Raw genomic sequence first — 23,040 nt, 5'->3', positions numbered from 1 at the left:
CCGAACTGGAGGCTATTCCCTCTGGCTAAAGGGCGCATCGGGCGAAACCTTAAGGGAAGCCAAAGGCAGGTAGAGCCCCACCGCCGCCCCGTCCTGGTTGTCCACCCACGCCCTTCCCCCATGGGCCCGGGCCACCGCCGCCACCAAGGCGAGGCCCAGGCCCGTGCCCTTTCCCCCATGGACAAAGGGCTCCAGGGCCCGGGGCAAAAGCTCGTTGGGGAAGCCGGGCCCGGAGTCCACAAGCCAAAGCCAAACCCCCTCCCTGTCCCGCTGGATCCTGGCCTTAAGGGGAAGCTTCCCGTGGCGGCGGGCGTTGTCCAACACGTTTTCCACCGCCAGGGCGAGAAGCTCGGGGTCCGCCAGAACCTGGCCTTCCCCTTCCACCTCCAGGCCCCATCCCCCCAAGAAAGCCCGCAGGTCCAGGGGGATGAGCCTGGAGGAGGTGGCCTCGAGGCGGGATAACCTGAGGAGCCCGGAGAGCAAAGCCTCCATCCTTTCCGCCTCCCGTAAGGCCCCGGCGAGGGCCCTGGGTTCGGGCTTGCGCAGGAGCACCTCCAAGTACCCCTTCAAGGCAGCCAGGGGATTGCGGAGCTCGTGGGAGGCATGGCGGGCAAACCGGCGGGCCGCCTCCTCCTTCTCGGAAAGCTCCCTAAGAAGCCCCCCCACCTGGGCCAGGCGGCTGTTTAAGGCCTCCACCAAGGGCCTCAGTTCCGCCAGGCCCGGGTCGGGAAGGGGGCTTAGGTCCTCAGGCCGCCGGGCCTCCAGGAGGTTGGCCAGCTGCCCCAGGGGGCGAAGGGCCCAAGCGAGCCCCAGGGCGGAAAGCAGAAAGATAGCCAAAAGCACCCCTCCACCCCAGGTGGCGTAGAGGAGGAGAAGCCTCCGCCCCAGGCCGGCGACCCCCTCCAAGGGGACCGCCAGGCCGAACCCTCCCTCCTCCCGGGGCAGGGCCACGTAGAGTACCCCCCGCCACACTCCCTGGTAGGCTCGTCCCTGAGCAAGGGCCTCGAGGAGACCAGGGGGAAGGTTGGGGGAGGGCACCTCGGTGAAGGCCACCCCCTCCTTCCCTATCACGAAGCCCGTGCCGCCCCCATAGACCTGGGCCAGGCGGAAAAGCTCAAGAAGAAGGGCCTCCTCTTCTCCAGGTCCCTCCTCCCCAAGGAGGTAAAGCCGGGTGTAAAGGGCCCGGCGCAGGTCCTCGCTGGCCGCTCCTTCCGCCTCCCTGGCGGAAAGAAAGGCCAGGGGCAGGGCCAGAAGCAAGAGGGCCAGGAAGAGAAGGGCAAAAAGCCTCCCCCTAAGGGAGGAAAAGGCGGTAGCCATAGCCGCGCACCGTCTGGATGGGGTTGGGCTCCCCCAGGGCCTTCCTTAAGAGGGAGAGGTGCACCTCCAAGGTGGCGGGATCCACCTCCTCCCCCCAGACCCTCAGCATCAAAGCCTCCTTAGAAAGCACCTCCTCCGGGGACTCCAGAAAAGCCTTCAGGAGGAGGAACGCCTTGGGGGGAAGGGAAAGCCTCCTCTCCCCCCGGAAGGCCTCCATGCGCCTGGGATAAAGCCTCAGGTCCTTGTAGGCCAAAACTTCCGGGGCCTCCTTCCCCCTATGGGCGCGGCGCCAGAGGGCCTCGAGGCGGGCCAGGAGCTCGGAGAGGCTATAGGGCTTGACCAGGTAGTCGTCCGCCCCCTCCTTGAGGCCCTTCACCCGCCACTCCACCGCATCCAAGGCGGTAAGCATCAGCACGGGCACCTCCGAGCGAGCCCGGATATCCTTAAGCAGGGAAAAGCCATCCCTTTCGGGCAGAAGCACGTCCAAAATCACCACCTCCGCCCAGGGAAGGAGGCTTAGGGCTTCCTTTGGGCTTTCCGTGGCCTTGACCTCGTGCCCCTCGAGGGAAAGCCCAAGCTCCAAGGCCTCCCGAACCCCTGGGTCGTCCTCCACCAGAAGCACCCTCATGCCGGGTTCCGCCAAAGGGCCAGGGCCCGCACGGGGGCGTACACCTCCAAGGGCGGCAGGGCCTCCCCGGTCTTCAGGTCTATGCGATGGATGCGGCTCGCCCCGCGCCTGGCCGCATAGAGAATGCCCCCGAAGGGCAGAAGCTCCACCAGGCTCATGCGGTCCTCCCCCTCCAACAGGGGCAGGCTGTAGGAGGCGAGAAGGGATCCCGCCAGATCCAGCACCCGCACCTTGGCCGCCTCCACATCGTAGAGGTAAAGCCTCTCCCCCTCCACCCCCACCCCACCGAGAAGCCTCAGCTCCTCGCTTTCCTTGGAACGGCGGAAGGCATAACGGGAAAGGTAGCGCCCATCCAGGGCCAGGCGTTGCACCTGGCGGTTGCCGTAGTCCAGGACGAAAAGGAACTCCGGCGTGGCCGCCAGGGCCTTGGGATCCTGGAAGGTGCCCCGGCCCGGCCCCTGGCCGCCAAAGCGCTCCTGGTACTGCCCCTTCAAATCGAGCCGGCTCACCGTGGCGGTCTCCGAGTCCAGGACAAACAGGCTACCGTTGGCCACCGCCAGGGCCGCGGGAAAGAGGAACTCCCCGGGCTTCATGCCGTAAGGCCCGGCGGAAAGGAGGAGCTCCCCTTCCGGGGAAAAGCGGTGAAGGAGCTTGGCCCCGTGCTCAAAAACCGAGATCCAGATGCCCCCCTCCCCATCGGCGGCCACGGAGAGGGGAGGAGCTGGGAAGTAACCCGGCCCCGAGCCAATGCCGGAAAGGAGCCGGGCAGCGGTACCGGAAAGGTCCAGAAGCCGCACCGTGCCCTTTTTGGCCTCCACCCCCAAGAGCAGGTAGAAGGGGTGGGGCAGGCCCCGCTCCTCCTCCCAGGAGGCGGAAAGGCCCTGGATCACCTCGTCCAAGGAGGGGCGCTTGGCCGGGTCCTTCTCCAGCATCTTCAAGACCAAGTCGGAAAGAACCTGGGGAATCTGGGGATTGAGCTGCTTAGGAGGGGTGGGCACCTGGAAGATCTGCTGGTGAATCACCGTCTCATACCCCCCGGTGAAGGGGGGCTGGCCGGTGAGGGCCTCGTAGAGAACGATACCCAGGGAGTAGATGTCCGAGCGGTGGTCCAGCTTCTGGCCCTTGGCCTGTTCCGGACTCATGTAGACCGGGGTGCCGATGCGAGCCCCGGTGATGGTGAGGCGGGTGAGCACCTTACCGGCGGCGATGCCAAAGTCCATGAGCCGCACCCCCCTGGGGTCCACGCCATCCTCCCTGAGGGCCCCTTTGAGCACCATGATGTTCCCCGGCTTGATGTCCCGGTGGACGATCCCCTGGGCGTGGATGTGCTTAAGGGCATCGGCCACCCGGGCGAGGATGGCCGCCGCCTGCTTCAGGGAAAGGCGCCTTTCCTCTATAAGCTTGTCCAGACCCTCCCCCTCCAGGTACTCCATGGCGATGAAGTGCACTCCATCCACCTGGCCATGGTCGTAGACCTTGACGATGTTGGGATGGTCCATCTTGGCCAGGACCTCCGCTTCCCGGTGGAAGCGGCGCACGAAGCGGGGGTCGCCCACAAAGCGCTCCTGGGGAACCTTGAGGGCCACCAGGCGGCCGGTTTTCCTATCCTTGGCCTTGTACACGGTGGCCATGCCCCCCACGCCCACCTTCTCCAGGATCTCGTACTGCTTCTCCAGAGCCCGGGCCTCCTCCGTGGTCTTGGAACCGGAGGAAGCCCGTCCCTGGGTACGGGAACGCCTTTGAACCCTCCGCCGGGGACCCAGGTAGACCCGGGGTGAGGCCAGCAACCCCAGGCCCATAAGCAGCCAGGGGAAAACCACCTCCGCCCGGGCCCCCGTGGCCCAGGCGGCTCCCGAGAGGAGGAGCAGGAGGAACCAAAGGGGCCAAGGGGAAAGGCGAGAGGCCAGGGCTGCGGTGAGGAGAACCAGGAGGAAGGCCAGAAGCCCCTGCATCACTCCACCCGTAAGGCCACGGCGGTGACGTTGTCGTCCCCGCCCCGACGCAAAGCCTCGGCCAGGAGCCCCTCGAGGCTCGCCTGCAGGTCCTTGCCCAAGACCCACTCCTCCTCGGGCACTAGGCCGTAAAGCCCATCCGTGACCAAAAGCACCCCTTCCCCCGGACCCAAGTGCACCTCCTTGAGGTCAAAGCGAGCTTCCGGCAGGCCCAAGGCCCGGGTGAGGACGTTGCGGTAGGGATGGCGCTCGGCCTCCGTGCGGGTCAGAACCCCTTCCCTCAAGCGCTCCGCCACCCAGGAGTGATCCTCGGTGAGCCGCTTAAGCCCCTTGGGGGTGAGGTGGTAGGCCCGGGAGTCCCCGATGTGCCCCACCACCCCCTCCTTGAGCCAGTCCGCATAGAGGAAGGCGGTGAGGGTGGTGCCCATGCCCTTCTTCCCAAGCCTTTCCGCCTCCTTCTCCACCCGCCTGGCCGCCAGGGTGAAGGCCTTCTCCATCACCTTGGAGAGGCCCACCGCTGGCCGGCCTCCCTTCAGGTGCTCCGCATAGGCCCGCACTGCCTCGGAAATAGCCTCTATGGCCACCTTGCTGGCCCACTCCCCTGCCTCCATCCCCCCCATGCCGTCGGCCACCGCCAGGAGGAGGAGGTTACCCTGGGGGACCTCGAGGCGCATCACCCGGTGGAAGTCCTCGTTGTTCTGGCGGCGGCCCACGTGGGAGACCGCGGCCACGCTGTACCGGGGAGCAAGGCGCATCGGACCCATTATAGGATGAATGGGTGGAGCACCTGGCCGACCTGGTGGACCTCTACGAGTACCGGGTAGAGGACCTGGCCGCAGGCCGCACCCCTAAGGGGGGGAAGAGGGCTCTTTTACAACTGAGGGCCTTCCTCATCCAAACCCGCCTGCCAGGGCCTTTGGCCAAGCGCTTCCGCCAGGCCGATGCCCGCTTCCGGGCCCTGCGGCAAAGCCTTACCCCTTCCCCGCCCCCGGAGCCCCCTTCCCTGGACCTCCCCACCCCGGCCCTGGAGAACCTAGAGGAACCCCCTGCCACCCAAAAGCCTTCCCCCTTGCGGGCCATCGCCTTAAAGGTATGGCGCCTCCTGGCAGAGCGGGAGGCCAAGGCCCGGGCCAAGGACCTCCTGGCGGGGAGGCGGGAGGAACTCAGGCTCATCCACGCCTTCTTGCAGAACTACCTGGAGTACCGGGAAAAGGAAACCTTCAAGCGGGACTTCAACCTCTCCCGCTTCCACCCCACCCACCCCATCCCCTCTCTTTCCGATAGCCTCATGGACCTCGAGGACCCCAAGGTGGCCGAGGCCCTGGTGATGGAGTTTCTGGAAACCGCCCTGCACCTTCCTCAGGACCTTCCCTTGCCCCCTGAGGAAACCCGCACCTATATCCGCCGCTTCCTGAACCGCATCCTGGAGTGGGACGACGCCTACGGCCTTCCCCCCAAGCGGGACCTCATGCCCTTGAAAAAAGCCCTGGAGGAAACCAAGCGTCTGGGGGCAAGCGCTCTGGAAATCGCCCGGTTGGAAGAACGCCTTAGGAAAGAGGCCCAGGAGGAAAGGCGGCGGGAGCTCCTCTTGGAAGAGGAACGGCGCCGCTTCCGCGTGGCCCTGGAAAAGGTCATCGCCCTCCTGAACCTGCTTCCCACCCCGCAAGGGGAAACCCCCTGGCCCCGGGTTCCCGAGCCCGGCCAGGGGGAGGAAAGCCTCCTTACCTTGCCCTTGAGGCCAGGGCGGATCCCCTTGGGACCCCTCACCCTCACCCTAAGCCAGGTGGAAGGAACCTGGCACCTGGGTTTGGGCGGGGAGGATTATGTGCTGGAGGACACCCTGGTGATTCCCTGGGAGGACCTCGAGGTCCTGGCGGTACGGGAGGGGGATCTCCTCCACCTGAGGCTCGAGGCGCGAAGCGGGCTCAGGCTTTACGAGCTCCTGGCCGAGGGACGGATCCTGGCCCTTCTCCTAAGCCCCAACCAGGACTACGTCTACCTGCGCCTCCTCAGGGCCCTTTCCGCCCGATTGAAAGGCGAGTTCAGCCCCCAGGCCTTTGGCCCCGAGCTGGCGGAGAAGTACCGCCAGGCCCCCTGGGAAGCCCTGCAGGACTTCGCCCGCAAGGTTTTGGAGCTCGCCCTGAAACGCCTGGGTGGGGCGGACCCCACCCCCCTCCTCAAGGAGGTGGGCCAGGCCCTGGGGCAGGAGCGGGAAGCCCTGGTTTTGGCGGAGGCCTTAAGGGAGTACCTGGGCCGCCGCCCCCCCACCCGGGAAACCCTGGGGGGGGAGGTGCACCTGCTTTCCATCGGGGCCGAGCCCCTGGCCCTCAAGGTGGGGCAAACCGTTCTCTCCCTGCGCCCCAGGAACGCTCCTTCCGGCGACCCCCAGGAGGACGTCCTTTACGTGGGCCAGGCGGGCGAGGTACCCCAAAGGCTCAAGGACCTTCTGGTCTACCGCCTCCCTGAAGGAACCGTGATCCTGGCCCGAGAGGGAAGGCGGCTTGCTTACCTGGTGATGGAAAACCCTTGACTTAAAGCCATTCCTGGTATACTCCCGGGCAAGGGGGTAGTATGAAAGTTTTGCGGCACAAAGCCTTTGCCCGGTTAATCCTCTCCTACCTGGTTTCCCAGGCGGGGAGCAAGGTACACCGGGTGGCCCTCCTGGTGCTGGTCTATTTGCTCACAGAAAAGGCCCTTTGGGTTTCCTTGGTCCTGGGAGTCCAGCTTGTGGGCACCGTGGTCTTCTCCCCCCTCCTTTCCGCCTGGGCTGACACCCAGGACCGCAAGCGGCTCCTGGTGTGGTCCGACCTTCTTCGGGCTCCTTTGGTGGCCCTTATCCCCCTCCTTGGGGCCAAGAGCCTTCCCATCCTGCTTCTTCTGGTCTTCCTGATTGAACTCCTGCGGGACCTCCATGACCCCATCCAAAACGCCGTGGTCCCGGACCTGGTCCCCAAGGAAGAGGTGGATGAGGCCAACAGCCTGGTGCTTCTTGCCGACCGTCTTTCCGAGGTGCTTTTCGTGGGGGCGGCAGGGGTGCTGGTGGCGGCGGTGGGGCCTGCCTTTGCCTTCTATTTGGATGCCGCCACCTACCTGGCCTCAGGGTTCATCCTGATGGGCCTTCCCTCCCTAAAGCCCCAGAGGCTTCCCAAGGCGGCCTTCTTCGCCCGGGTGAAGGAGGGAATCGGCCACCTCGCAGGCCATCCCGCCCTCCGCCGGGCGGTGGGCACCCTCTTCGTGGCCGCCGCCTTCGGCTCCGTGGAAACTGCCCTGGGGGTGGTGCTGGCCATCAAGTGGCTCAAGGTGGGCTCGTCGGGATTCGGCTTCATGGAAGCGGCCATGGCTTTAGGGGCCATTCTGGGAGGGCTTGCTATCCCCTATCTCCTAAAGCGCCTTCCCCGGGAGAGGCTTTTCCTCCTGGGGCTTTTCCTCTACGGCCTCTTTGAAGCCTCCATCGGGGCCTTTCCCCTCTTCGCCTGGGTGCTCCTGGCCTTTTTCATAAGCGGCTTCCTCAACATGGCCTTCATCGTCCCCGCCCGCTCCATCCTGCAGCTCAACACCCCCCAGGAGATGCGGGGACGGATTTTCGCCGCCTTCAGCGCGGTGATGAACGCCGCCGTCCTCCTGGGCACCCTGTGGGGCGGAGCCTTGGAGGGATGGTTGGGGGCCCCCCGGGTCTTCCTGCTGGCGGGGGCCATGGTGAGCCTGGCGGCAGGCTATACCCTCCTCACCGGGGGCATCCCCGCACCCCAGGAAACCCGCCAGACACAGGAAGCTTAACCTAGGCCTCCTTCAGCCAGCGGGCCACTTCCAAGGCGTAGTAGGTAAGGATCCCCTGGGCCCCGGCCCGCCTTAGGGCGTAAAGGCTTTCCAGAACCGCCCTCTTTTCGTCCAGCCAGCCCCTCTGGCCTGCCGCCTTCAGCATGGCGTACTCCCCGGATACCTGGTAGGCGAAAAGGGGCTTGGAAAACCGCCCCTTAAGGGCGTAAAGCACGTCCAGGTAGGGAAGGGCCGGCTTGACCATGAGCATGTCGGCCCCCTCGAGGTCATCCAGGCTGGCTTCCCGCATGGCATCCCAGAGGCCGGCCTTCGGGTCCATCTGGTAGCCCGTACGGTCCCCGAACTGGGGGGCGCTCCCTGCCGCCTCCCGGAAGGGGCCGTAGAAGGCGGAGGCGTACTTCACCGCATAGGAAAGGATGGGCACGTGGGCAAAACCCCCCTGGTCCAAGGCCTCCCGGATGGCCTTGACCTGCCCGTCCATCATGGCGCTGGGGGCCACCACATCCGCCCCCGCCTGGGCCTGGGAAAGGGCGGTCTTGGCCAAAAGCTCCAGGGTGGCGTCGTTATCCACGTAAAACCCCAAGGGGCCTTCCCGCACCACCCCGCAGTGGCCGTGGTCCGTGTACTCGCAAAGGCAGGTGTCGGCCATGACGAGAAGCTCGGGAAACTCCCGCTTCAGAAGGCGGATGGCCCGCTGGACGATGCCCTCTTCCGCATAGGCTCCATGCCCCAGGGAATCCTTCTCTTCCTCGGGCAACACGCCAAAGAGAATCATCCCGCCCAGGCCCGCCTTGAGCACCTCCTCCGCCAGGCGAGGAAGCTGGGCCAGGGGGTGCCGGAAGACCCCGGGCATGGAGGAAACCTCCTCCGGCTCCCCTCCCTCCTTCACAAAGACTGGCAGGACCAGGTGCCTTGGGCTAAGCTCCACCTCCGCCACCAAGGGCCTTAAAAGGGGCGAACGCAGCCTTCTTGGACGCTCCATGACTTCCACTATACTCAGGGAGGAGGGAGCATGAACCTGCAGAAGCTCTTGAAGGAAGCGCAGAAAGCCCAGAAGAAAGCCGCCGAGATCCAGGAGCGGCTGGAAACCCTGACCGTGGTGGGCACGGCCCAGGGTCTGGTGGAGGTGGAGGCCAACGGCCACGGCAAGATCCTGGCGGTCCGCCTGAAGCCCGAGGTGCTCAAGAACTTCCAGGAGGACCTCGAGGGCCTGGAAGACCTCCTCCTGGTGGCCATCCAGGACGCCCAGAGGAAGGCCCACGAGCTTTCGGAGAAGGTAATGGCCCGGGAGCTGGGGGGCGTGGGGCAGATGCTGGGCAAGCTCTTCTAGGATGAGGTACCCGGAAAGCCTCCTCAAGCTGGCCCGCGCCCTCTCCCGCCTGCCTGGGATCGGCCCCAAGACCGCCCAGAAGCTTTCCCTTCACCTGGCCTTCCACCGGGAGGAGGCCGAGGAGCTGGAAAGGGCCCTGGCGGGCCTCGAGGCCCTGGGCGTCTGCCGGGTCTGCGGCAACCTGGCGGAGGGGGAGCTTTGCCCCATCTGCCAGGACGAAACCCGGGACCGGTCGGTGATCGCCGTGGTGGAAACGGTCTCCGACCTGTACGCCCTGGAACGGAGCGGGGAGTTCCACGGGCTTTACCACGTGCTGGGTGGAGCCTTGAACCCTCTGGAAGGAGTGGGTCCAAGGGAGCTCAACCTGGAAAGCCTCTGGGCCAGGCTTTCCGGGGTGGAGGAGGTGGTCCTGGCCACCTCCATGACCGTGGAGGGGGAGGCCACCGCCCTCTTCCTGGCGGAGGAGCTCAAGCGCCGGGGGATCAGGGCCAGCCGCCTGGCCTACGGCCTCCCTGTGGGGGGAAGCCTGGAGTACGTGGACGAGGTAACCTTAGGCCGGGCCCTGGAGGGGAGGAAACCCCTTTAGGCCCTGGGGAAAGGGCATGGAGGAGCTTCTGCAACACCTCCTGGACCAGGTGGAGGGGGCCTTTGCCGCCGCCATCGGCACCCTGGACGGGCTCCTGGTGGAAGGAGCCAGGCGCAGGCGGGTGGACCTCGAGGCGGCCGTGGCAGAACACGCCGCCCTTTTGCGCCAGGCCAAGGCTGCCTACGCCGGAAGCCTGGGCACCCCCCGGGTGCACGAGCTTTTGGTGGGGGGCCACCCCGTGGTAGGCTATGTCCACGTGGTGCGTAGGGCAGGCCCACGACCCCAGGGACCCGTGCCTCGAGGCAAGGGACACGAGGAGCTTTTCCTCCTTCTCCTCATGGCACCGGAAGCCAACCTGGGCCAGGCGCGCCTGCAAACAGCCAAGGCCGCGGAAAAGCTGGCGGAGGTGGCGGGATGGCTTACCTAGAGAGCCTGGCCCCCTTTGGCGTCAAGCGGGCGGTGCTCACGGGCCTGGACGGCCTGGTCATCGAGGCCCTGGGCCGGGGCAACCCCCCGGCGGAGGTCCTGGCGGCGGAGCTGGCCTCCCTGGTGCGGCACATGACCCCCTTGGCGGAAGCCCTCTCCGGGGAGGTGCGCCGCTTCACCCTGGCCACGGAAAACCACGAGATCCTGGCCCTCAGGGTGGGGGAGTACGTCCTGGGGGCGGTCATCGAGCGGGGCATGGACCGCAAGGCCGTGGGCCAGGAGTTAACCCGCATCGCCCTTAAGGTGCAGAACCTCTGACGGTTAAGGAGGCATGGTGGAGCAAGCCCTACAGGAACTCAAGGCCACCAAGGGGGTACGGGTGGCCGCCCTCCTCAGCGAGGACGGGTTCGTGGTGGAAGAGGCCCGGGAAGGGGATGCCCCGGAGGCCAGCCTTCTTTCCGCCCGAGCGGCCACGGTGCTGGGGACCGCCAAGGCCCTGGCCCAGACCCTGGGCCAGGAAGGGGTGGAGGAGGTCATGGTAGAGTACCCCGAGGGGGCCCTGCTTTTGGTGCCCCTTCCCGGCTATCACCTGCTCCTTCTTCTGGACAGCGTGAGAAGCCTGGGGCGGGTACGCCTAGCCTTGAAAAGGGCCGTACCCAAGTTGGAGGAGGCGCTTCGATGAGCGAGCTAAAGCTGGACATCCAAATCGACAAGGACGTGGCCCTGGGCCGGTACACCAACCTGGCCCTCATCGCCCACACCAAGAACGAGTTCATCCTGGACTTCGCCCTGTTGCAACCCCAGGGCGGGGCCATGGTGGTCAGCCGGGTGATCACGAGCCCCCAGCACGCCAAGGCCCTTCTCCGGAGCCTGGCGGAAAACGTGGCCCGGTACGAGGAAACCTTCGGCCCCATTCCCGAGCCGGTGGCGGAAAGCCAGGCCTAAAGGAATGCCACGGGTCCCCGCCCTGGCACAAGCCAGGGCGGGGTAGCCCTAGAGGTTTTCCCGCCACCAGTCCAAGTAGGCCTTGAGCCGGGCGATCCTGCGGTCTGGCCTTCCGGAGCGGGAAAGCTCGTGCCCTTCCTCGGGTACCCGGAAAAAGCGGGCCTTCACCCCCAGGTGGAGAAGGGCTGTGTACCAGGTCTCCCCCTGGTCTATGGGGCAACGGTGGTCCTGCTCGGAATGGACCACCAGGGTGGGCGTCCGCACCTGGTGGACATGGCGCAAGGGGCTTTTCTCCCAAAGCACTTCCGCCCTCTCCCAGGGCCTGGCCATAAGCTCCATGAAGGTGAAGCGGGGGCCGATGTCGCTGGCCCCGAAGAAGCTGAACCAGTTGGCGATGCTCCGGTCGGTGACCGCCGCCTTGAAGCGACCGGGGTGGCGGGCGGTGAGCCAGTTCACCATATAGCCCCCGTAGCTTCCCCCCGCCACCCCCACACGGCCAGGATCCAGGGGGAAGCGGGCCAGAACGTGGTCCAAGAAGCCCAGGAGGTCCCGCTCGTCCCGCTCCCCCCATTCCCCCTGGAGCAGGGCGAAGTCCTGGCCGTAGCCGGTGGACCCCCTTGGATTGGCGAAGGCCACCGCATACCCCGCCTGGCGGAAGAGCTGGAGTTCCAGCATGGGCGCCCGCCCGAAGGCGGTGTGGGGCCCCCCGTGGATGTACAGGATGACCGGGTGGGGTCCTTGCCCTTCCGGAAGCAGGACCCACCCCGGCACCCGGTGCCCTTCCGGGCTCGGCCACTCGGTGTAGATGGGCTCGGCCAGGGGCAGGGAAACCCCCTCGTTGGGGTCGTAGACCCCCAGGGGACCCCAAAGCCGGGCCGGATGGGTAAAGTCCTCGGTGAGGAGGAAGAGGCCCCGCTCCGTGTGGGCAAAGGAGAGGACGCTCCCCTCCACGCCCAGGGCCTCGGCCTCCCCCTCGAGGCCCACCCGGTAAAGCCTTCCCGTCCCCTCCTCCGTGCGCACGATATAGACCCCATTTCCGGCCCACCTGGGCCCCTGGGTATGGGCCCCGTGGCGGAGATCGGAGTTGATGGAGTTCTGCAGGCTACCCTCAAAGAGAACCCGAACCTCCCCGCCATGCAGGTGGTAAAGCCGGGCCTCCGTGCCCCCTCCCCGTTCAAAGGCGTGGCCCAGGAAGAAAAGCCCTTCCGGACTCCACTCCAGGGCAAAGATGGGGCCAAAGCCGCCGTAGACCTTTTGCAACCTGCCTTCCTTAAGCAGGTAGAGGGTATCCCGCCACTCCGCCTGCGCCCCCTTATCCTCGGCCATCACCAGGTAGAGCCCTTCGGGGGAAGGCACCATCTCCCTGGGGGCAGGGTAGCGGTCCAGAAGAAGTTTCTTCTGACCCCCCTCGAGGGCATAAAGAGCCACATTCCCCTCGGGCAGGAGGCCCCGGCCGTCGAACTTGAAGGGCCACCCCTCGTACATGCGGGGGCCACCCGGCTTGGGAGCCTCCTTCAGGGCCAGGAACACCACCTCCCCTTCAGGACCTAGGGCGTAGTCCAAGACCCCCGGGGTTTCCGTAAGCCTCTCCGCCTCCCCACCCCTTAGGTCCAGGCGGAAAAGCTCCTGGACTTCCCCCACCTTCCGCAGGAAGTAGACGTACGGATGGGCATAGCGGGGCTTTTTGGCTTCCTCCTGGGTGAGCAAGCGCAAGGTGCCGTCAAAAAGGGCCAGCCTCGAGCGGTACCGGGGCGGGTCCCCCTCCTGGATATCGGTCAGCAGGAAAAGGGGGAAGCCATCGGGGCCAGGGGTGAGGTCCGACAGGAAGCGGAGCTTGAAAAGGATTTCCGGTTCCATGCCTCCATAATACTGACCGGTCATTCGCCTGCCCCCAGGTCCGCCTTTCCGGTAAGCTGGGCGCCATGGACCGGGACGAGCTGGTGCGCTACCTGGACACGTACCTGCGCTTGAAGGACTTCCCCCAGGACCTCTCCTTAAACGGGCTGCAGGTGGAGGGAAAGAAGGAGGTGCGCAAGGTGGGGGCGGCGGTGGATGCCGCCGAGGCCATCTTCCAGAAGGCCCTCGAGGAGGGGGTGGACTTCCTCCTGGTCCACCACGGGCTTTTCTGGGGCAAACCCTTTCCGATAGTGGGCCACCACAAGCGCCGCCTGGAACTCCTCTTCCAAGGGGGCATCAACCTCTACGCCGCCCACCTTCCCCTGGACGCCCACCCCGAGGTGGGCAACAACCACGAGCTGGCCAGGGCCCTGGGCCTGGTGGAGCAGGAGCCCTTTGACGTGGGGGTGAAGGGGCGCTTTCCCCTTCCCACTCCCTTGGTCCAGGTGGCGGACATGCTGGGCCAGCTCACCGGGATGCAGCCCTTGGTCCACCAAGGGGGCAAAGGCCTGGTGGAAACGGTGACCATCGTATCCGGCGGGGCAGCGAGCCTCATCGGCCAGGTGGACACGGACCTCTTCATCACCGGGGAACCCAAGCATAGCGTCTTCCACGAAACCTTTGAGCGGGGCCTAAACGTCATCTACGCCGGCCACTACGACACCGAGGTCTTCGGGGTCAAGGCCCTGGCCCGGCACCTGGAGGCCCGCTTCGGCCTGCCCTGGGTCTTCCTGGACCATCCCACGGGGCTATGAAGGGCTTCTTCCTCACCCTCGAGGGCCTGGACGGATCGGGCAAAACCACCCAGGCCCGGCTCCTGGCCCAGTTCCTGGAGGAAAAGGGGATAAAAGTGCGCCTGACCCGGGAGCCCGGCGGGGGGCTTCCGGGAGTGCGGGACCTCCTTTTAAAGGGAGAAGCCCTTTCCCCGGAAGCCGAGTACCTCCTCTTCAGCGCCGACCGGGCGGAGCACGTGCGCAAGGTGATCCTTCCCGCCCTGGAGGAGGGCTTTTGGGTCATCTCCGACCGCTACCTGGACTCCAGCCTGGCCTACCAGGGTTATGGCCAAGGCCTTCCCCTTCCCTGGCTTAAGGAGGTGGCCAAGGAGGCCACCCTGGGCTTGAAACCCGACCTCACCTTCCTCCTGGACCTGCCCCCGGAGGAAGCCCTTAAGCGGGTATCGGCCCCGGACCGCCTGGAAAGGATGGGGCTACCCTTCTTCCAGCGGGTACGCCAAGGCTACCTAAAGCTGGCGGCGGCGGAGCCCGAGCGCTTCAGGGTGCTGGACGCCACCCGTCCTGTGGAGGAAGTCCAGGCCGCCATCCGCTTTGGCATCCTTCCCCTTCTGCCATAATGACCCTATGCGCTTTTTCCCTCCGGCCCGGCGGCGTGGCCTCAGGATAGCCCTATGGCTTGCCCTGGGGCTTTGGGCCTTAGGCCAGGGCCTTTCCTTTCCCAAAAGCACCCTCTTCGTGGAGCAAGGAGGCAAGCGCTACCTCCTGAGGGTGGAGGTGGCGGACACCCCTGAGCGCCAGGCCCAGGGCCTCATGTTCCGCAAAAGCCTGGGGGAGGATGAGGGCATGGTCTTCCTCTTCCCCACCCCCACGGCCGGAGGCTTCTGGATGAAAAACACCCTCATCCCCCTTTCCATCGCCTTCTTTGACCGTCAGGGGCAGATCCTCCGCATTCTGGACATGGAGCCCTGCCGCAAAGATCCCTGCCCCGTGTACTACCCGGGGGTGGTGTACCAAGGAGCCCTCGAGGTGAACCAAGGCTGGTTCCAAAGGCGGGGCCTCACCCCTGGGGCCAGGGTGGGGGGTGAGGCCCTGAAGCTCTGGCCCAAGTAAGGTGGAACGAAACCCCTTCTTCCCCCTGGTGGCCTTTGCCCTGCTGATCGCCCTTTCCGTCTTTTCCTTCATGGGCTACCTGCTCGCCGCCAGGAGGCTGCAAACTCCCCCTCCACCCCAAAAGGTGGTGGTGGAAACCGCCCATGGCCAAAGGGTACTCCAGGCCCGTTTAGCCCGCACCCCGGAGGCCTGGAGCCGGGGCCTGGGGATGCGGAAGGAGGAGCTCGAGGCCCTCCTTTACCTGTTCCCCGAAGCCACCGACGCCCCCTTCAGCGCCCAGGGCTACCGCTTCCCGGTGGTGCTGGCCTTTCTGGACGCCAAAGGCCGGGTGCTCAAGGTGGCCAGGCTCCACCCTGGGGAAACCTACGCTCCAGGCCTCGCCTACCGGGGGGTGCTGGAGGTGCGGGAGGGCCTCCTGGAAATCGTCCCTGGGGACCGTGTGAGGCCTTAAGCCTGCCCGCAACCCACCCTAGCGCCCTTGAGGGGCCTGTTGCATCCCCCTCAGGTCCAGGAGAAAGTTCCCCGTGCTGGGGACAAAAATGGTCTGCACCCCAGGAGCCAGCTTCTCGGCGAAGGTGAGCTGGACCACCTCAGGAGCGTTTTTCAAAGCCCGGCCCCTGAGTTCTATGGCCTTGGCCTCCCCTTCCGCCCGCAGAATGGCCGCATCCCGTTCTCCCTGGGCCTCAATGACTCGGCGCTGGGCGGCGATCTCCGCCTGCTTGCGGCGGTTGATCTCGATCTGCACCTGCTGCTCAGCGGTCTGTTTCTCCTCAATCACCTTGGCCACGGTTTCCGGGATGCGGATCTCCCGCAGTAGAACAGACACGAGCTCAATGTGGTACTCCCGGAGGGCTTCCTCGAGGCCCTGGATCACCGAGGCCTCCAAGGCTGTGCGCTGGGTGCTGATGAGTTCAGCGGCATTGTACTGACCCACGGCGTCCCGCACCTTGGAGCGCACCTGGGGCACGATTAGGGTTTCCAGGTAGCCAGGCCCAACCTCCTGATGAAGTCTAGGGGCCCGGTCCTTGAGGATGCGATACTGCACGGTGACATCCACGCCTATCTCCAGACCCTCCTTAGAGCGAGCTCGGATCGAGGTATCCGCCCGCTTTTCCCCCTCGTGGGGGGCGGAAAGGGTCACCTCCTTGACCCGGGCATCGTAAAGGATCACCTGCTGCCACCCCGGCACCACGAAGTGCACCCCTTCCCCCAAGGGGCTCGATTGCACCCCCCGGAGGATGTTAAAGACCACTCCCACATACCCAGCAGGCACCACCACAAAGCTATTGGCCAGAACCAGGAGCGCCACCCCAAGACCCACAAGAGGAAGCGCATACCTTCGTCTAGGGGTAAAGAGGAGCCCCACCCCCAGCAGGACCAGCGCCAGCACCGCTAGATTGAGCATGAAAAGAGTATAAGGCCCGAAGCTAGAGCTTCGGGCCTGGACGCACCGGGGCTACTCCTCCTTCTTGCCCTCCGAGCTTTCCGACTTGGAGCCGGAGTCCTTCTTGGCGTAGTCCTTCACGTGCCAGCCCGAGCCCTTGAAGATGATGGCGGGAGGGGTGATGACCCGCTTCAAGGGCTCGCCGGTTTCCGGGTGCGCCTTGAGAGGTTCGTCGTGGAAGCTCTGTTCAAACTCGTAGTAGTTCCCCGTCTCCAGGCCCTTGTAGACGTAGACTGGCATAGCTACCCTCCTGTCCGGCCATTTTGACACTCGGCTACCTTGAGTGTCAAGGGGGTGGAGTGGTACCCTCCCCCCGTGGACAAGCCCGCCCTGCGCCGGCACTGCCTCCGCCTCTGGCGAACCCTGGACCGAAAGCGCCTTTCCGAGCAGGTGGTGGAGGTTCTGGTGCCCTGGCTTAAGGCCAGGGGCTTCCGGGCCATCCTCCTTTACCATCCCCTGCCCCACGAACTGGACCTCCTTTCCCTCACCCGGCTTTACCCTGCCCGCTACTACCTGCCCAAGGTGGCCGGCACGGGGCTTACGGTTCACCCCTTAGGCCCCTTGGTCCCCGGGCCCTTCGGCCTCCTGGAACCCACCACCCAGGCGGTGGACCCCCAGGTTCTGGACCTGGTGGTGGTCCCCGGGTTGGCCTTTGATGAGGAGGGCTACCGCCTGGGGCACGGCAAGGGGTATTATGACCGTTTCCTGGCCACGGTCCGGGCCGAGAAGCTTGGGGTCATCCCCAAGGCCCTGCTATTTCCCCGCCTTCCCCGGGATCCCTGGGACGTGCCGGTAAGCTCCTTGGCCACCGAGGAGGGGGTGCATCCGGTCAAATGACCCGTGGGTCAGACCCGGGGGTGCTACACTTAGGCCCATGCGGGGAGCCCTTTTGGATCGGGACGGGGTTCTGCTCCTCTTGGACGAGGAAGCCCTTTACAAGAAGGCTCTGGAGCTTTCCATCCACGGGGCTGGCCTGGAAAAGACCCTGGCGGTTCTGGCCCGGGCGGTGCGGGAGGTTAACGAGGTGGTCCGCACCCTTCAGGTGCGCACCCTCGAGGAGGAAGCCACCTTTTGGAACACCCTGGTTCAAAAGGTGGCTGAGGAGCTTGGGCTTTCCGGCCCCGGGAAAACCTCCTTATCCAAGGAGCTCCACTCCTGGCGCTACTACCACTTCATGCGCAAAGCCCCTGGGGCGGAAGCCCTCCTGCGGAGCCTCAAAGAACAGGGGCTTAAGGTGGGCGTGCTCTCCAACACCTTGCCAAGCCTACGGGAAAGCCTGGCCTACCACGGCCTGGATGCCTACGTGGATGGCTTCTTCGCCTCCTGCACCCTGGGGGTGGCCAAGCCTGACCCCAGGGCGTTCCAGATGGCCCTCGAGGTCCTGGGCCTGGCTCCGGAGGAAACCCTCTACCTGGACGACGACCCGGAGAACGTGAAAGTAGCCCGCAGGCTGGGCCTGCGGGCTGAGGTGTATAGCCCCTACCAAAGGGTCGTGGGCAACTGAACCCGCACCAGCTTTCCGGCGGCTACCGTGAGGAGGCGGTCAGGAGCCTCAGCGCCCAAACCCCAGGCTTCCGCAAGGGGGACCTCCGCCACCAGAACCTTGCCCACCGGTCGCACCGGCACGGGGCTCCGCTCCTCCAAGCTCCCTTCATCCCAGGCGCTGAAAGCAATGTCTTCCCCAGCATTCAAGTTAACCCGGTAGAGGCGGGCCTTCTGGCCAGAAGTCTCCAGAACCAGGAGGTTCTTGGCCTCCGGCCAGGCAATCCCCGCCACTTTAGCCCCTACTTCATCCAGAAGGTACACGTATTCCGCATAAAGGCCCACAGGGTTGGTGAGGAGGAGAACCAGTCGCACCACCCGGCTGGGGCAGTCGCAAAGGGGCCTGGCGTTGGCAAGAAGCAGATAGTTCCCCGATGGATCCAAGGCCAGGTGGCCCTCTTTCATGTTCTTGAACACCGGTGGCAGGACGCCTTTGCCCCCAGGGGCACCTACGGGCACATACCGCTGCCGTCCATCCTCCAAGGCACCGGCTTTAAGAACCCACGGGGGAAGCGCCGCCAGGGCAGCGGAAGCAGCCCCAATCTCCTCCAACCCTCCGGGGGCTATCCGGTACACCTTCTCCTCTCCCAGCACCACCGTGCGGCCCAAGCTGGTACCCACCCAGCGGCCCGGCACTTCCATAGCCTCCACCAGGACAGGCTTCATCCCCGAAACCCCACCTTCCCCAGCTGGCATGGGCCCGGCCGTGGAGTGGGGAGAAGAAGGAACCGGCTGGGCCACAGATTGGGAGGAGGGCGAGGCCGGCTTGGTTAAACGGGAGCCCATCACACCCTGCAAACCTGCCAAGGCCCGGACCAGCTGATAGCGGTTCACCTTCGCTTCCACGCCAAACGAGCCATCGGGATTCGGATCCATTAGGCCCGTACCCAACACCTTCCGCACCGCAGACGCCGCCCAGTGATCGGCCGGCACATCCCAGGGAAGAGGCGCCTCCTTGGCCAGGGAAAACCTGTCCAGAAGTTTGGCCAGCACCACCGCAAGCGCCCCCCGGGTCAGGGGCTCCGTTCCGCGGAAGGTACCGTCGGGATAACCTGTGATTAAACCCCAGGAAACCGCCAAAGCCAGGGGCTCCAACGCCCAGTGTCCCTTGGGGACATCGGGAAACGTCACCGCCCTAGCTTCCGCTCCCAAATCCCTAAGAACCCTACCCAGGGCCGTGGCCAGCTGGTAGCGGTTCAAGGGCTCCTGCCCGCGAAAGGTACCGTCGGGATAACCCTGAAGCCACCCAGCGGCCACCACCCGTTCCACCTGCTCCGCCAAAGGTCCTGGGGGAATATCGGAAAAGGCCGCCCAAGCCACGCCCATGAGGAAAAGAACCGTCGCCCCTACTCTCTTCATAAAGACCCCCAACAAAAATAAACAAGAGGCCTGGATCCTGTCCAGGCCTCCCATCATTTCTAAATCCCTATAGCACGGGAAGCTCAGCCACGGTCAGCACTTCCAAAGCAGGCGTACCCTGGCGGAAGGCGGCGATCCGTCCCACCACCCGTCCCCCTGCCCGGAGCACCATCCTCTCCATGGCCTTCATGGTTTCCCCGCTGGAAACCACATCGGATATCAAGGTCACCTTCTGGTTAAGAAGCTTCTCGGCGAAACGCCGGTCCAGCCAGAGCACCTCCCCCACCCCCAGGGTCAGGGTCTGCACCTCCTGGATGATGGGATCCTCCATGTAGGGGCGGCGCCGCCTTCTCGCCACCACGTAGGGTAATCCCATCTCCTCCGCAAGGACGTGGGTGAGGGGGATCGGGCTCGTTTCCGTGGTGAAGAGTACCTCGGTACCCGCGGGCACCAAGGGCTTTAGGGCCTGGGCTGCCGCCCGCACCAGTTCAGGGTCCCCCAAAAACTCCACCAGGGGGATCCGCCGTCCTGGGAGGGGCTCGATGAGGGGCACGTGGCGGGTGACGCCGCCGATGGTGATGGGATAGGTTTCCATAAAACCTCCTATTCCGGCTTGAAGAGGGGCAGGTGGCCTAAAGCGATGACATCCTGGCGGGGCGTGCCCTCGGTGAAGACCGCCAGCACCGCCACCACCTGGCCCCCCACGCTCTCAATGAGCTCCCGGAGGCCCGAAAGGGTGGAACCCGTGGACACCACATCGTCCACGATGGCCACCTTGTGCCCCCGGATGAGGGGGATATCCGCCCCATCCAGCACCAGAAGCTGGGGCTTGCCCGTGGTGATGGAGAGCACCTGGCGGCTCACAGGGTTGATCATGTAGGGCTTCTCCGTCTTCCGAGCCACCACATAGGGCTTCTTGGCAATCCGGGAAAGAGCATGGGCCAAGGGTACCGCCTTGACCTCAGGGGTGACCAGGGTTTCCACCTCAGGGGGTAAGCGCTTGGCCAGCTCCTCGGCGGCGGCCTCGGTGAGCTCGGTGTCCCCCAGAAGGTTTAGAAGGGCCACGGCCACATCCGGCCCCACCTGGACGATGGGAAGCTCGCGCCGAACCCCAGCGATCTCCACAGGGTAAGTCCTCACGCCGCTAGTCTATACTCAAGGTATGCTGAACGCCAAGATCGAGACCCTGGGCGTGGACCCCCAGAACGGGAGCGTGGTGGTCCTGCTCAGGACGGAGAACGACAAGCTTCTCCCCATCGTCATCGGTCCCCTCGAGGCCCACCACATCGTGGTGGCCTTGCAAGGCGAAAAACCCCCGCGCCCCCTTACCCCCGACCTCCTCCTCTCCGTGATGGAAATGCTCCAGGGGAAACTCCTGCGTGTGGAAATCATCGACCTGCGGGACGGCACCTTCTACGCCCGACTCATCCTGGAACACCGGGGCATTGAGCTGGAGGTGGACGCAAGGCCCTCCGACGCCATGGCCCTGGCCCTTAGGGCCGGGGCCCCCATCCTGGTGGCCGAGGAGGTGGTGGAAAAAGCGGGGGTGGAGGAAGCCAGCCTAAAGCCCCACGGAGCCGCTGAGGCCTAGTGCGCAGGCTCCTTTTCCTCCTTCTTTCCCTTGGACTGGCCTTTGGCCAGCGGGTGGCGGTCGTGGGGGATTGGGGCCAGGACACTCCGGGCCGGGCCCAGGTGGCCAGCCTGCTCCGGACCGAGCACGCCCGCAAGCCCCTGGCGGCCCTCTTCACCGCGGGGGACAACTTCTATCCCCGGGGGCTGGTGGTGGAGCGTTTCCTAAAGGAGCTTCCTCCCATACCCCTTTACCCCGCCTTCGGCAACCACGATGCCCCCAACCTCGAGGGCCAGCTCAAGCGCTTCCAGCTGGAAAGACCCTATTACCCAGTGCGCCTGGGGGCAATGGAGTTCTTCATCCTCTACACGGAAGGAGACCTAAAGGCCCAGCGGGAATGGCTGGCCCAGGTCCTTAGCCGCCCGCAGGCACCCTGGCGGGTGGTGATCCTCCACCGCCCCCTTTACTCCTCGGGGCTACACGGGGGAAGCCCGAGCCTAAGGAGTCTCCTCGAGCCCCTTCTACGCCAACACCGGGTACCCTTGGTCCTGGCGGGCCACGACCACCATTACGAGCGCCTCCAGGTGGGCTTCACCACCCACCTGGTGGTGGGCGGAGGCGGGGCAGGCCTCTACCCCACCAAGCCTCCTTCCCCCTACACCCAGGCCCTGGCGGTGGCCCACCACGCCCTTTTCCTGGAGGCGGAAGGGGAAACCCTGGTGGGCTACGCCCTGGACCCTAGCGGCCAGGTGCTGGACCGCTTCGTCCTCAAGAAGGACTCCCCATGACGTGCACGTGCACGTGGAAAACCTCCTGTCCTCCCTTCTCCCCCACATGCACCTGGACCTTATACCCCTCGAGGCCCAGGACCCGGGCTACCCGGGTTGCAGTGCGGAAGAGAGCCCCGAGCTTCCTCTCCCCCTCCTCCGTGTCGGGGTAGTCGGAAAGCTTCGCTATGTGTTCCTTGGGCACCACCAACACGTGCACCGGGGCCTTGGGCCTTATGTCGTGGAAGGCCACGAAGCCCTCATCCTCGTAGACTTTCCGGGAAGGAAGCTCTCCGGCGATGATGCGGCAGAACACGCACTCCATGGAAAAAAGTCTACCTTATGGGGAGTTCCAAGGGAAGCAAAGCCTCCTCCACCCTTTCCACCCGGCCCAAAAGGGTGTATCCCTCCGCTCCCTCCACCCGCGCCAAAACCGTATCCCCCGGCCGGGCAGAACCGGAAAGGCGGGCCTCGTAGTAGTCGGGGGTGTGGCCGAGAGCAAGGCCCCCCTGGATCCTCTCCACCAAAACCTCCACCTGGCTTCCCAGCTTGGGCCTGATGCGCTCCTCCGCAAGACGCTGGGCCAAAGCGATGATCTCCTTGGTGCGCCGCTTGCGCACCTCCGGCGGCACCTGGGGCATGGAGGCCGCCCGGGTCTTGGGACGGGGGGTATAGGTGAAGGCGTGGACCCGGGTGGGCCTAAGCTCCTCCAGAAAGGCCAGGGTTTCCTGGTGCTCCTCCTCGGTTTCCGTGGGAAGCCCGGCGATGACATCCGTGGTGAGGGCAAAGCCCGGGATGAGCTCGTAGGCCCTCTGCACCAGGTTGCGGTAATAGGCCTTGTCGTAGCGGCGTCCCATGAGCCTTAGGAGGCGGTCCGAACCCGTCTGCAGGGAAAGGTGCAGGTGGGGCCTGATCCCCGGGGCATACCGGGCGATGATCCTAAGGAGGTCCTCCCCCGTGTCCTCGGGTTCGATGGAGGAAAGCCGCACCTTGGCCCCCAGGTGGTAGAGGTCCTCCACCAGACCGGCAAGGCCCCTGGGGTGGCCCCGGTAGCTTCCAAGCCGCACCCCCGTGAGCACGATCTCCTTTATGCCCATCCTCAGAAGGGCCTCCGCCTCCGCCAAAGCATCCCGGTAATCCCGATGCCGTTCCTTGCCCCTTAGCCGGGGGATGATGCAGTAGGCGCAGCCCACCTGGCAGCCATCCTGCACCTTCAAAAAAGCCCGGACCCGGCTATTGAGAAGCCCCCTCTCCCCCGCCCCCCAGAACTCGTTGGGGGGGGTGGTGATGGGATCCGAGGGAAGCCCGAAATGCTCCAGGATCACCTTGGGAAGCTCCGCCTTGCGGGAGTTGGGCACCACGGCGTCGGCACCCAGCTCCCGCACCTCCTCCGGGGAAAGCTCGGCGTAGCACCCCGTGACCACGATGAAGGCCCCTGGGTTGGCCCGCCTGGCCCGGCGGATCTCCTTGCGGGCATCGGCCTCGGCGGTGGTGGTCACGGCGCAGGTGTTGATGACCACCAGGTCGGCCCCCGCCTCGAGGGGAACCACCTCCGGCCCCAGGGCCTTGAGGAAACCCAGCAGGGCCTCGGTTTCCACCTGGTTCACCTTGCACCCGAGGGTGCGGAAAGCCGCGCGCATCCTTCCCATTCTGGTAG

At 65.5% G+C, this 23,040-nt stretch carries 29 protein-coding genes; 16 read left to right on the top strand and 13 right to left on the bottom strand.

Annotated features, from left to right (window positions below):
• Positions 1 to 12 precede the first annotated feature (12 nt).
• Genes AC27GT_RS08310 through AC27GT_RS08295 form a run of 4 tightly spaced genes read right to left on the bottom strand, consistent with a single transcriptional unit; the run spans position 13 to position 4,652 of the window.
• Positions 13 to 1,317, bottom strand: coding sequence for a sensor histidine kinase (locus AC27GT_RS08310; protein WP_487223920.1), 1,305 nt, complete (start codon positions 1,315 to 1,317; stop codon positions 13 to 15).
• Positions 1,292 to 1,945: a response regulator transcription factor gene (locus tag AC27GT_RS08305; protein WP_015717993.1), complete on the bottom strand. Its 654-nt coding sequence runs from the start codon at positions 1,943 to 1,945 to the stop codon at positions 1,292 to 1,294. Before AC27GT_RS08305 ends, AC27GT_RS08310 begins: the two co-directional genes overlap by 26 nt.
• On the bottom strand, positions 1,942 to 3,897 hold the full coding sequence (locus AC27GT_RS08300; protein ID WP_015717994.1) for a protein kinase domain-containing protein: 1,956 nt from the start codon (positions 3,895 to 3,897) through the stop codon (positions 1,942 to 1,944). Before AC27GT_RS08300 ends, AC27GT_RS08305 begins: the two co-directional genes overlap by 4 nt.
• Positions 3,897 to 4,652, bottom strand: a complete 756-nt coding sequence (locus tag AC27GT_RS08295) for a PP2C family protein-serine/threonine phosphatase (protein WP_015717995.1) — start codon at positions 4,650 to 4,652, stop codon at positions 3,897 to 3,899. The genes AC27GT_RS08300 and AC27GT_RS08295 overlap by 1 nt, the downstream gene beginning before the upstream one ends.
• 23 nt (positions 4,653 to 4,675) lie before the next feature.
• On the opposite strand from AC27GT_RS08295, the gene AC27GT_RS08290 reads away from it, so the two are divergent.
• Together AC27GT_RS08290 and AC27GT_RS08285 are read left to right on the top strand one after the other, a co-directional pair.
• Positions 4,676 to 6,427 (top strand): hypothetical protein, encoded by a 1,752-nt coding sequence (locus AC27GT_RS08290; RefSeq protein ID WP_038031204.1) that lies wholly within the window; start codon positions 4,676 to 4,678, stop codon positions 6,425 to 6,427.
• Between the two features lie 41 nt (positions 6,428 to 6,468).
• Complete coding sequence (locus tag AC27GT_RS08285) at positions 6,469 to 7,674, top strand: MFS transporter (protein WP_038031205.1); 1,206 nt, start codon at positions 6,469 to 6,471, stop codon at positions 7,672 to 7,674.
• Between the two features lies 1 nt (position 7,675).
• Here the strand turns inward: AC27GT_RS08285 and hemB are convergent, their stop codons facing one another.
• Positions 7,676 to 8,656: a porphobilinogen synthase gene (gene hemB / locus AC27GT_RS08280; RefSeq protein ID WP_015717998.1), complete on the bottom strand. Its 981-nt coding sequence runs from the start codon at positions 8,654 to 8,656 to the stop codon at positions 7,676 to 7,678.
• A 30-nt stretch (positions 8,657 to 8,686) separates the two neighbouring features.
• Here hemB and AC27GT_RS08275 point away from each other — a divergent pair, with 30 nt between their 5' ends.
• The 6 genes from AC27GT_RS08275 to AC27GT_RS08250 are packed head-to-tail and all read left to right on the top strand — an operon-like array spanning position 8,687 to position 10,961.
• Complete coding sequence (locus AC27GT_RS08275; RefSeq protein WP_015717999.1) at positions 8,687 to 9,004, top strand: YbaB/EbfC family nucleoid-associated protein; 318 nt, start codon at positions 8,687 to 8,689, stop codon at positions 9,002 to 9,004.
• A gap of 1 nt (position 9,005) precedes the next feature.
• Entirely contained in the window at positions 9,006 to 9,590 is a 585-nt protein-coding gene (gene recR, locus AC27GT_RS08270; RefSeq protein WP_015718000.1) for a recombination mediator RecR, read from the top strand.
• 16 nt (positions 9,591 to 9,606) lie between these two features.
• Positions 9,607 to 10,017: a roadblock/LC7 domain-containing protein gene (locus tag AC27GT_RS08265; protein ID WP_015718001.1), complete on the top strand. Its 411-nt coding sequence runs from the start codon at positions 9,607 to 9,609 to the stop codon at positions 10,015 to 10,017.
• Positions 10,005 to 10,334, top strand: coding sequence for a roadblock/LC7 domain-containing protein (locus AC27GT_RS08260; RefSeq protein ID WP_015718002.1), 330 nt, complete (start codon positions 10,005 to 10,007; stop codon positions 10,332 to 10,334). The genes AC27GT_RS08265 and AC27GT_RS08260 overlap by 13 nt, the downstream gene beginning before the upstream one ends.
• Positions 10,335 to 10,347: 13 nt before the next feature.
• A complete protein-coding gene (locus AC27GT_RS08255) occupies positions 10,348 to 10,698 on the top strand; it encodes a roadblock/LC7 domain-containing protein (RefSeq protein ID WP_371180293.1) in 351 nt (116 codons plus the stop codon).
• Complete coding sequence (locus tag AC27GT_RS08250) at positions 10,695 to 10,961, top strand: DUF3467 domain-containing protein (RefSeq protein ID WP_015718004.1); 267 nt, start codon at positions 10,695 to 10,697, stop codon at positions 10,959 to 10,961. Before AC27GT_RS08255 ends, AC27GT_RS08250 begins: the two co-directional genes overlap by 4 nt.
• A 48-nt stretch (positions 10,962 to 11,009) precedes the next feature.
• Here AC27GT_RS08250 and AC27GT_RS08245 read toward each other — a convergent pair whose 3' ends face one another.
• On the bottom strand, positions 11,010 to 12,818 hold the full coding sequence (locus AC27GT_RS08245) for a S9 family peptidase (RefSeq protein ID WP_038031207.1): 1,809 nt from the start codon (positions 12,816 to 12,818) through the stop codon (positions 11,010 to 11,012).
• 65 nt (positions 12,819 to 12,883) lie between these two features.
• On the opposite strand from AC27GT_RS08245, the gene AC27GT_RS08240 reads away from it, so the two are divergent.
• The 4 genes from AC27GT_RS08240 to AC27GT_RS08225 are packed head-to-tail and all read left to right on the top strand — an operon-like array spanning position 12,884 to position 15,152.
• Positions 12,884 to 13,612 (top strand): Nif3-like dinuclear metal center hexameric protein, encoded by a 729-nt coding sequence (locus tag AC27GT_RS08240; protein WP_038031210.1) that lies wholly within the window; start codon positions 12,884 to 12,886, stop codon positions 13,610 to 13,612.
• On the top strand, positions 13,609 to 14,208 hold the full coding sequence (tmk, locus tag AC27GT_RS08235; RefSeq protein ID WP_015718007.1) for a dTMP kinase: 600 nt from the start codon (positions 13,609 to 13,611) through the stop codon (positions 14,206 to 14,208). The genes AC27GT_RS08240 and tmk overlap by 4 nt, the downstream gene beginning before the upstream one ends.
• A 7-nt stretch (positions 14,209 to 14,215) precedes the next feature.
• The gene (locus AC27GT_RS08230) at positions 14,216 to 14,701 is read left to right on the top strand and encodes a DUF192 domain-containing protein (RefSeq protein WP_015718008.1); all 486 of its coding nucleotides are present in this window, start codon (positions 14,216 to 14,218) and stop codon (positions 14,699 to 14,701) included.
• Between the two features lies 1 nt (position 14,702).
• A complete protein-coding gene (locus tag AC27GT_RS08225; protein ID WP_015718009.1) occupies positions 14,703 to 15,152 on the top strand; it encodes a DUF192 domain-containing protein in 450 nt (149 codons plus the stop codon).
• 18 nt (positions 15,153 to 15,170) lie between these two features.
• Here AC27GT_RS08225 and AC27GT_RS08220 read toward each other — a convergent pair whose 3' ends face one another.
• Together AC27GT_RS08220 and AC27GT_RS08215 are read right to left on the bottom strand one after the other, a co-directional pair.
• Complete coding sequence (locus AC27GT_RS08220; RefSeq protein ID WP_015718010.1) at positions 15,171 to 16,106, bottom strand: prohibitin family protein; 936 nt, start codon at positions 16,104 to 16,106, stop codon at positions 15,171 to 15,173.
• Between the two features lie 51 nt (positions 16,107 to 16,157).
• Positions 16,158 to 16,385, bottom strand: coding sequence for an FmdB family zinc ribbon protein (locus tag AC27GT_RS08215; protein ID WP_015718011.1), 228 nt, complete (start codon positions 16,383 to 16,385; stop codon positions 16,158 to 16,160).
• 75 nt (positions 16,386 to 16,460) lie between these two features.
• Between AC27GT_RS08215 and AC27GT_RS08210 the strand changes: the two genes are divergently transcribed.
• Positions 16,461 to 16,982: a 5-formyltetrahydrofolate cyclo-ligase gene (locus AC27GT_RS08210; RefSeq protein WP_234944426.1), complete on the top strand. Its 522-nt coding sequence runs from the start codon at positions 16,461 to 16,463 to the stop codon at positions 16,980 to 16,982.
• Positions 16,983 to 17,019: 37 nt separating this feature from the next.
• Positions 17,020 to 17,649 carry an HAD family hydrolase gene (locus AC27GT_RS08205; protein ID WP_487223919.1) on the top strand — a complete coding sequence of 210 codons (630 nt, stop codon included), beginning with the start codon at positions 17,020 to 17,022 and terminating at the stop codon, positions 17,647 to 17,649.
• On the opposite strand, the gene AC27GT_RS08200 is transcribed toward AC27GT_RS08205, so the two are convergent.
• The 3 genes from AC27GT_RS08200 to AC27GT_RS08190 form a co-directional block, all read right to left on the bottom strand.
• Positions 17,625 to 19,046: an S-layer homology domain-containing protein gene (locus tag AC27GT_RS08200; protein WP_126200522.1), complete on the bottom strand. Its 1,422-nt coding sequence runs from the start codon at positions 19,044 to 19,046 to the stop codon at positions 17,625 to 17,627. The two genes, AC27GT_RS08205 and AC27GT_RS08200, sit on opposite strands and share 25 nt — an antisense overlap.
• 67 nt (positions 19,047 to 19,113) lie before the next feature.
• Positions 19,114 to 19,641: a type I phosphoribosyltransferase gene (locus tag AC27GT_RS08195; RefSeq protein ID WP_015718014.1), complete on the bottom strand. Its 528-nt coding sequence runs from the start codon at positions 19,639 to 19,641 to the stop codon at positions 19,114 to 19,116.
• A gap of 8 nt (positions 19,642 to 19,649) precedes the next feature.
• Positions 19,650 to 20,186 carry a phosphoribosyltransferase family protein gene (locus AC27GT_RS08190; RefSeq protein WP_026329118.1) on the bottom strand — a complete coding sequence of 179 codons (537 nt, stop codon included), beginning with the start codon at positions 20,184 to 20,186 and terminating at the stop codon, positions 19,650 to 19,652.
• Positions 20,187 to 20,208: 22 nt separating this feature from the next.
• Between AC27GT_RS08190 and AC27GT_RS08185 the strand changes: the two genes are divergently transcribed.
• Complete coding sequence (locus tag AC27GT_RS08185) at positions 20,209 to 20,637, top strand: bifunctional nuclease family protein (protein ID WP_015718016.1); 429 nt, start codon at positions 20,209 to 20,211, stop codon at positions 20,635 to 20,637.
• On the top strand, positions 20,637 to 21,404 hold the full coding sequence (locus AC27GT_RS08180) for a metallophosphoesterase (protein WP_487223918.1): 768 nt from the start codon (positions 20,637 to 20,639) through the stop codon (positions 21,402 to 21,404). The genes AC27GT_RS08185 and AC27GT_RS08180 overlap by 1 nt, the downstream gene beginning before the upstream one ends.
• Here the strand turns inward: AC27GT_RS08180 and AC27GT_RS08175 are convergent.
• Positions 21,385 to 21,708: a histidine triad nucleotide-binding protein gene (locus AC27GT_RS08175; RefSeq protein ID WP_038031216.1), complete on the bottom strand. Its 324-nt coding sequence runs from the start codon at positions 21,706 to 21,708 to the stop codon at positions 21,385 to 21,387. The two genes, AC27GT_RS08180 and AC27GT_RS08175, sit on opposite strands and share 20 nt — an antisense overlap.
• Before the next feature lie 10 nt (positions 21,709 to 21,718).
• Positions 21,719 to 23,023 (bottom strand): MiaB/RimO family radical SAM methylthiotransferase, encoded by a 1,305-nt coding sequence (locus tag AC27GT_RS08170; RefSeq protein ID WP_038031218.1) that lies wholly within the window; start codon positions 23,021 to 23,023, stop codon positions 21,719 to 21,721.
• Positions 23,024 to 23,040: the final 17 nt, after the last annotated feature.

Source organism: Thermus sp. KWY1 (genome assembly GCF_057547025.1).
Note: the sequence above shows the minus strand (reverse complement) of the source record. Positions and strands in the feature narration are given on the sequence as shown.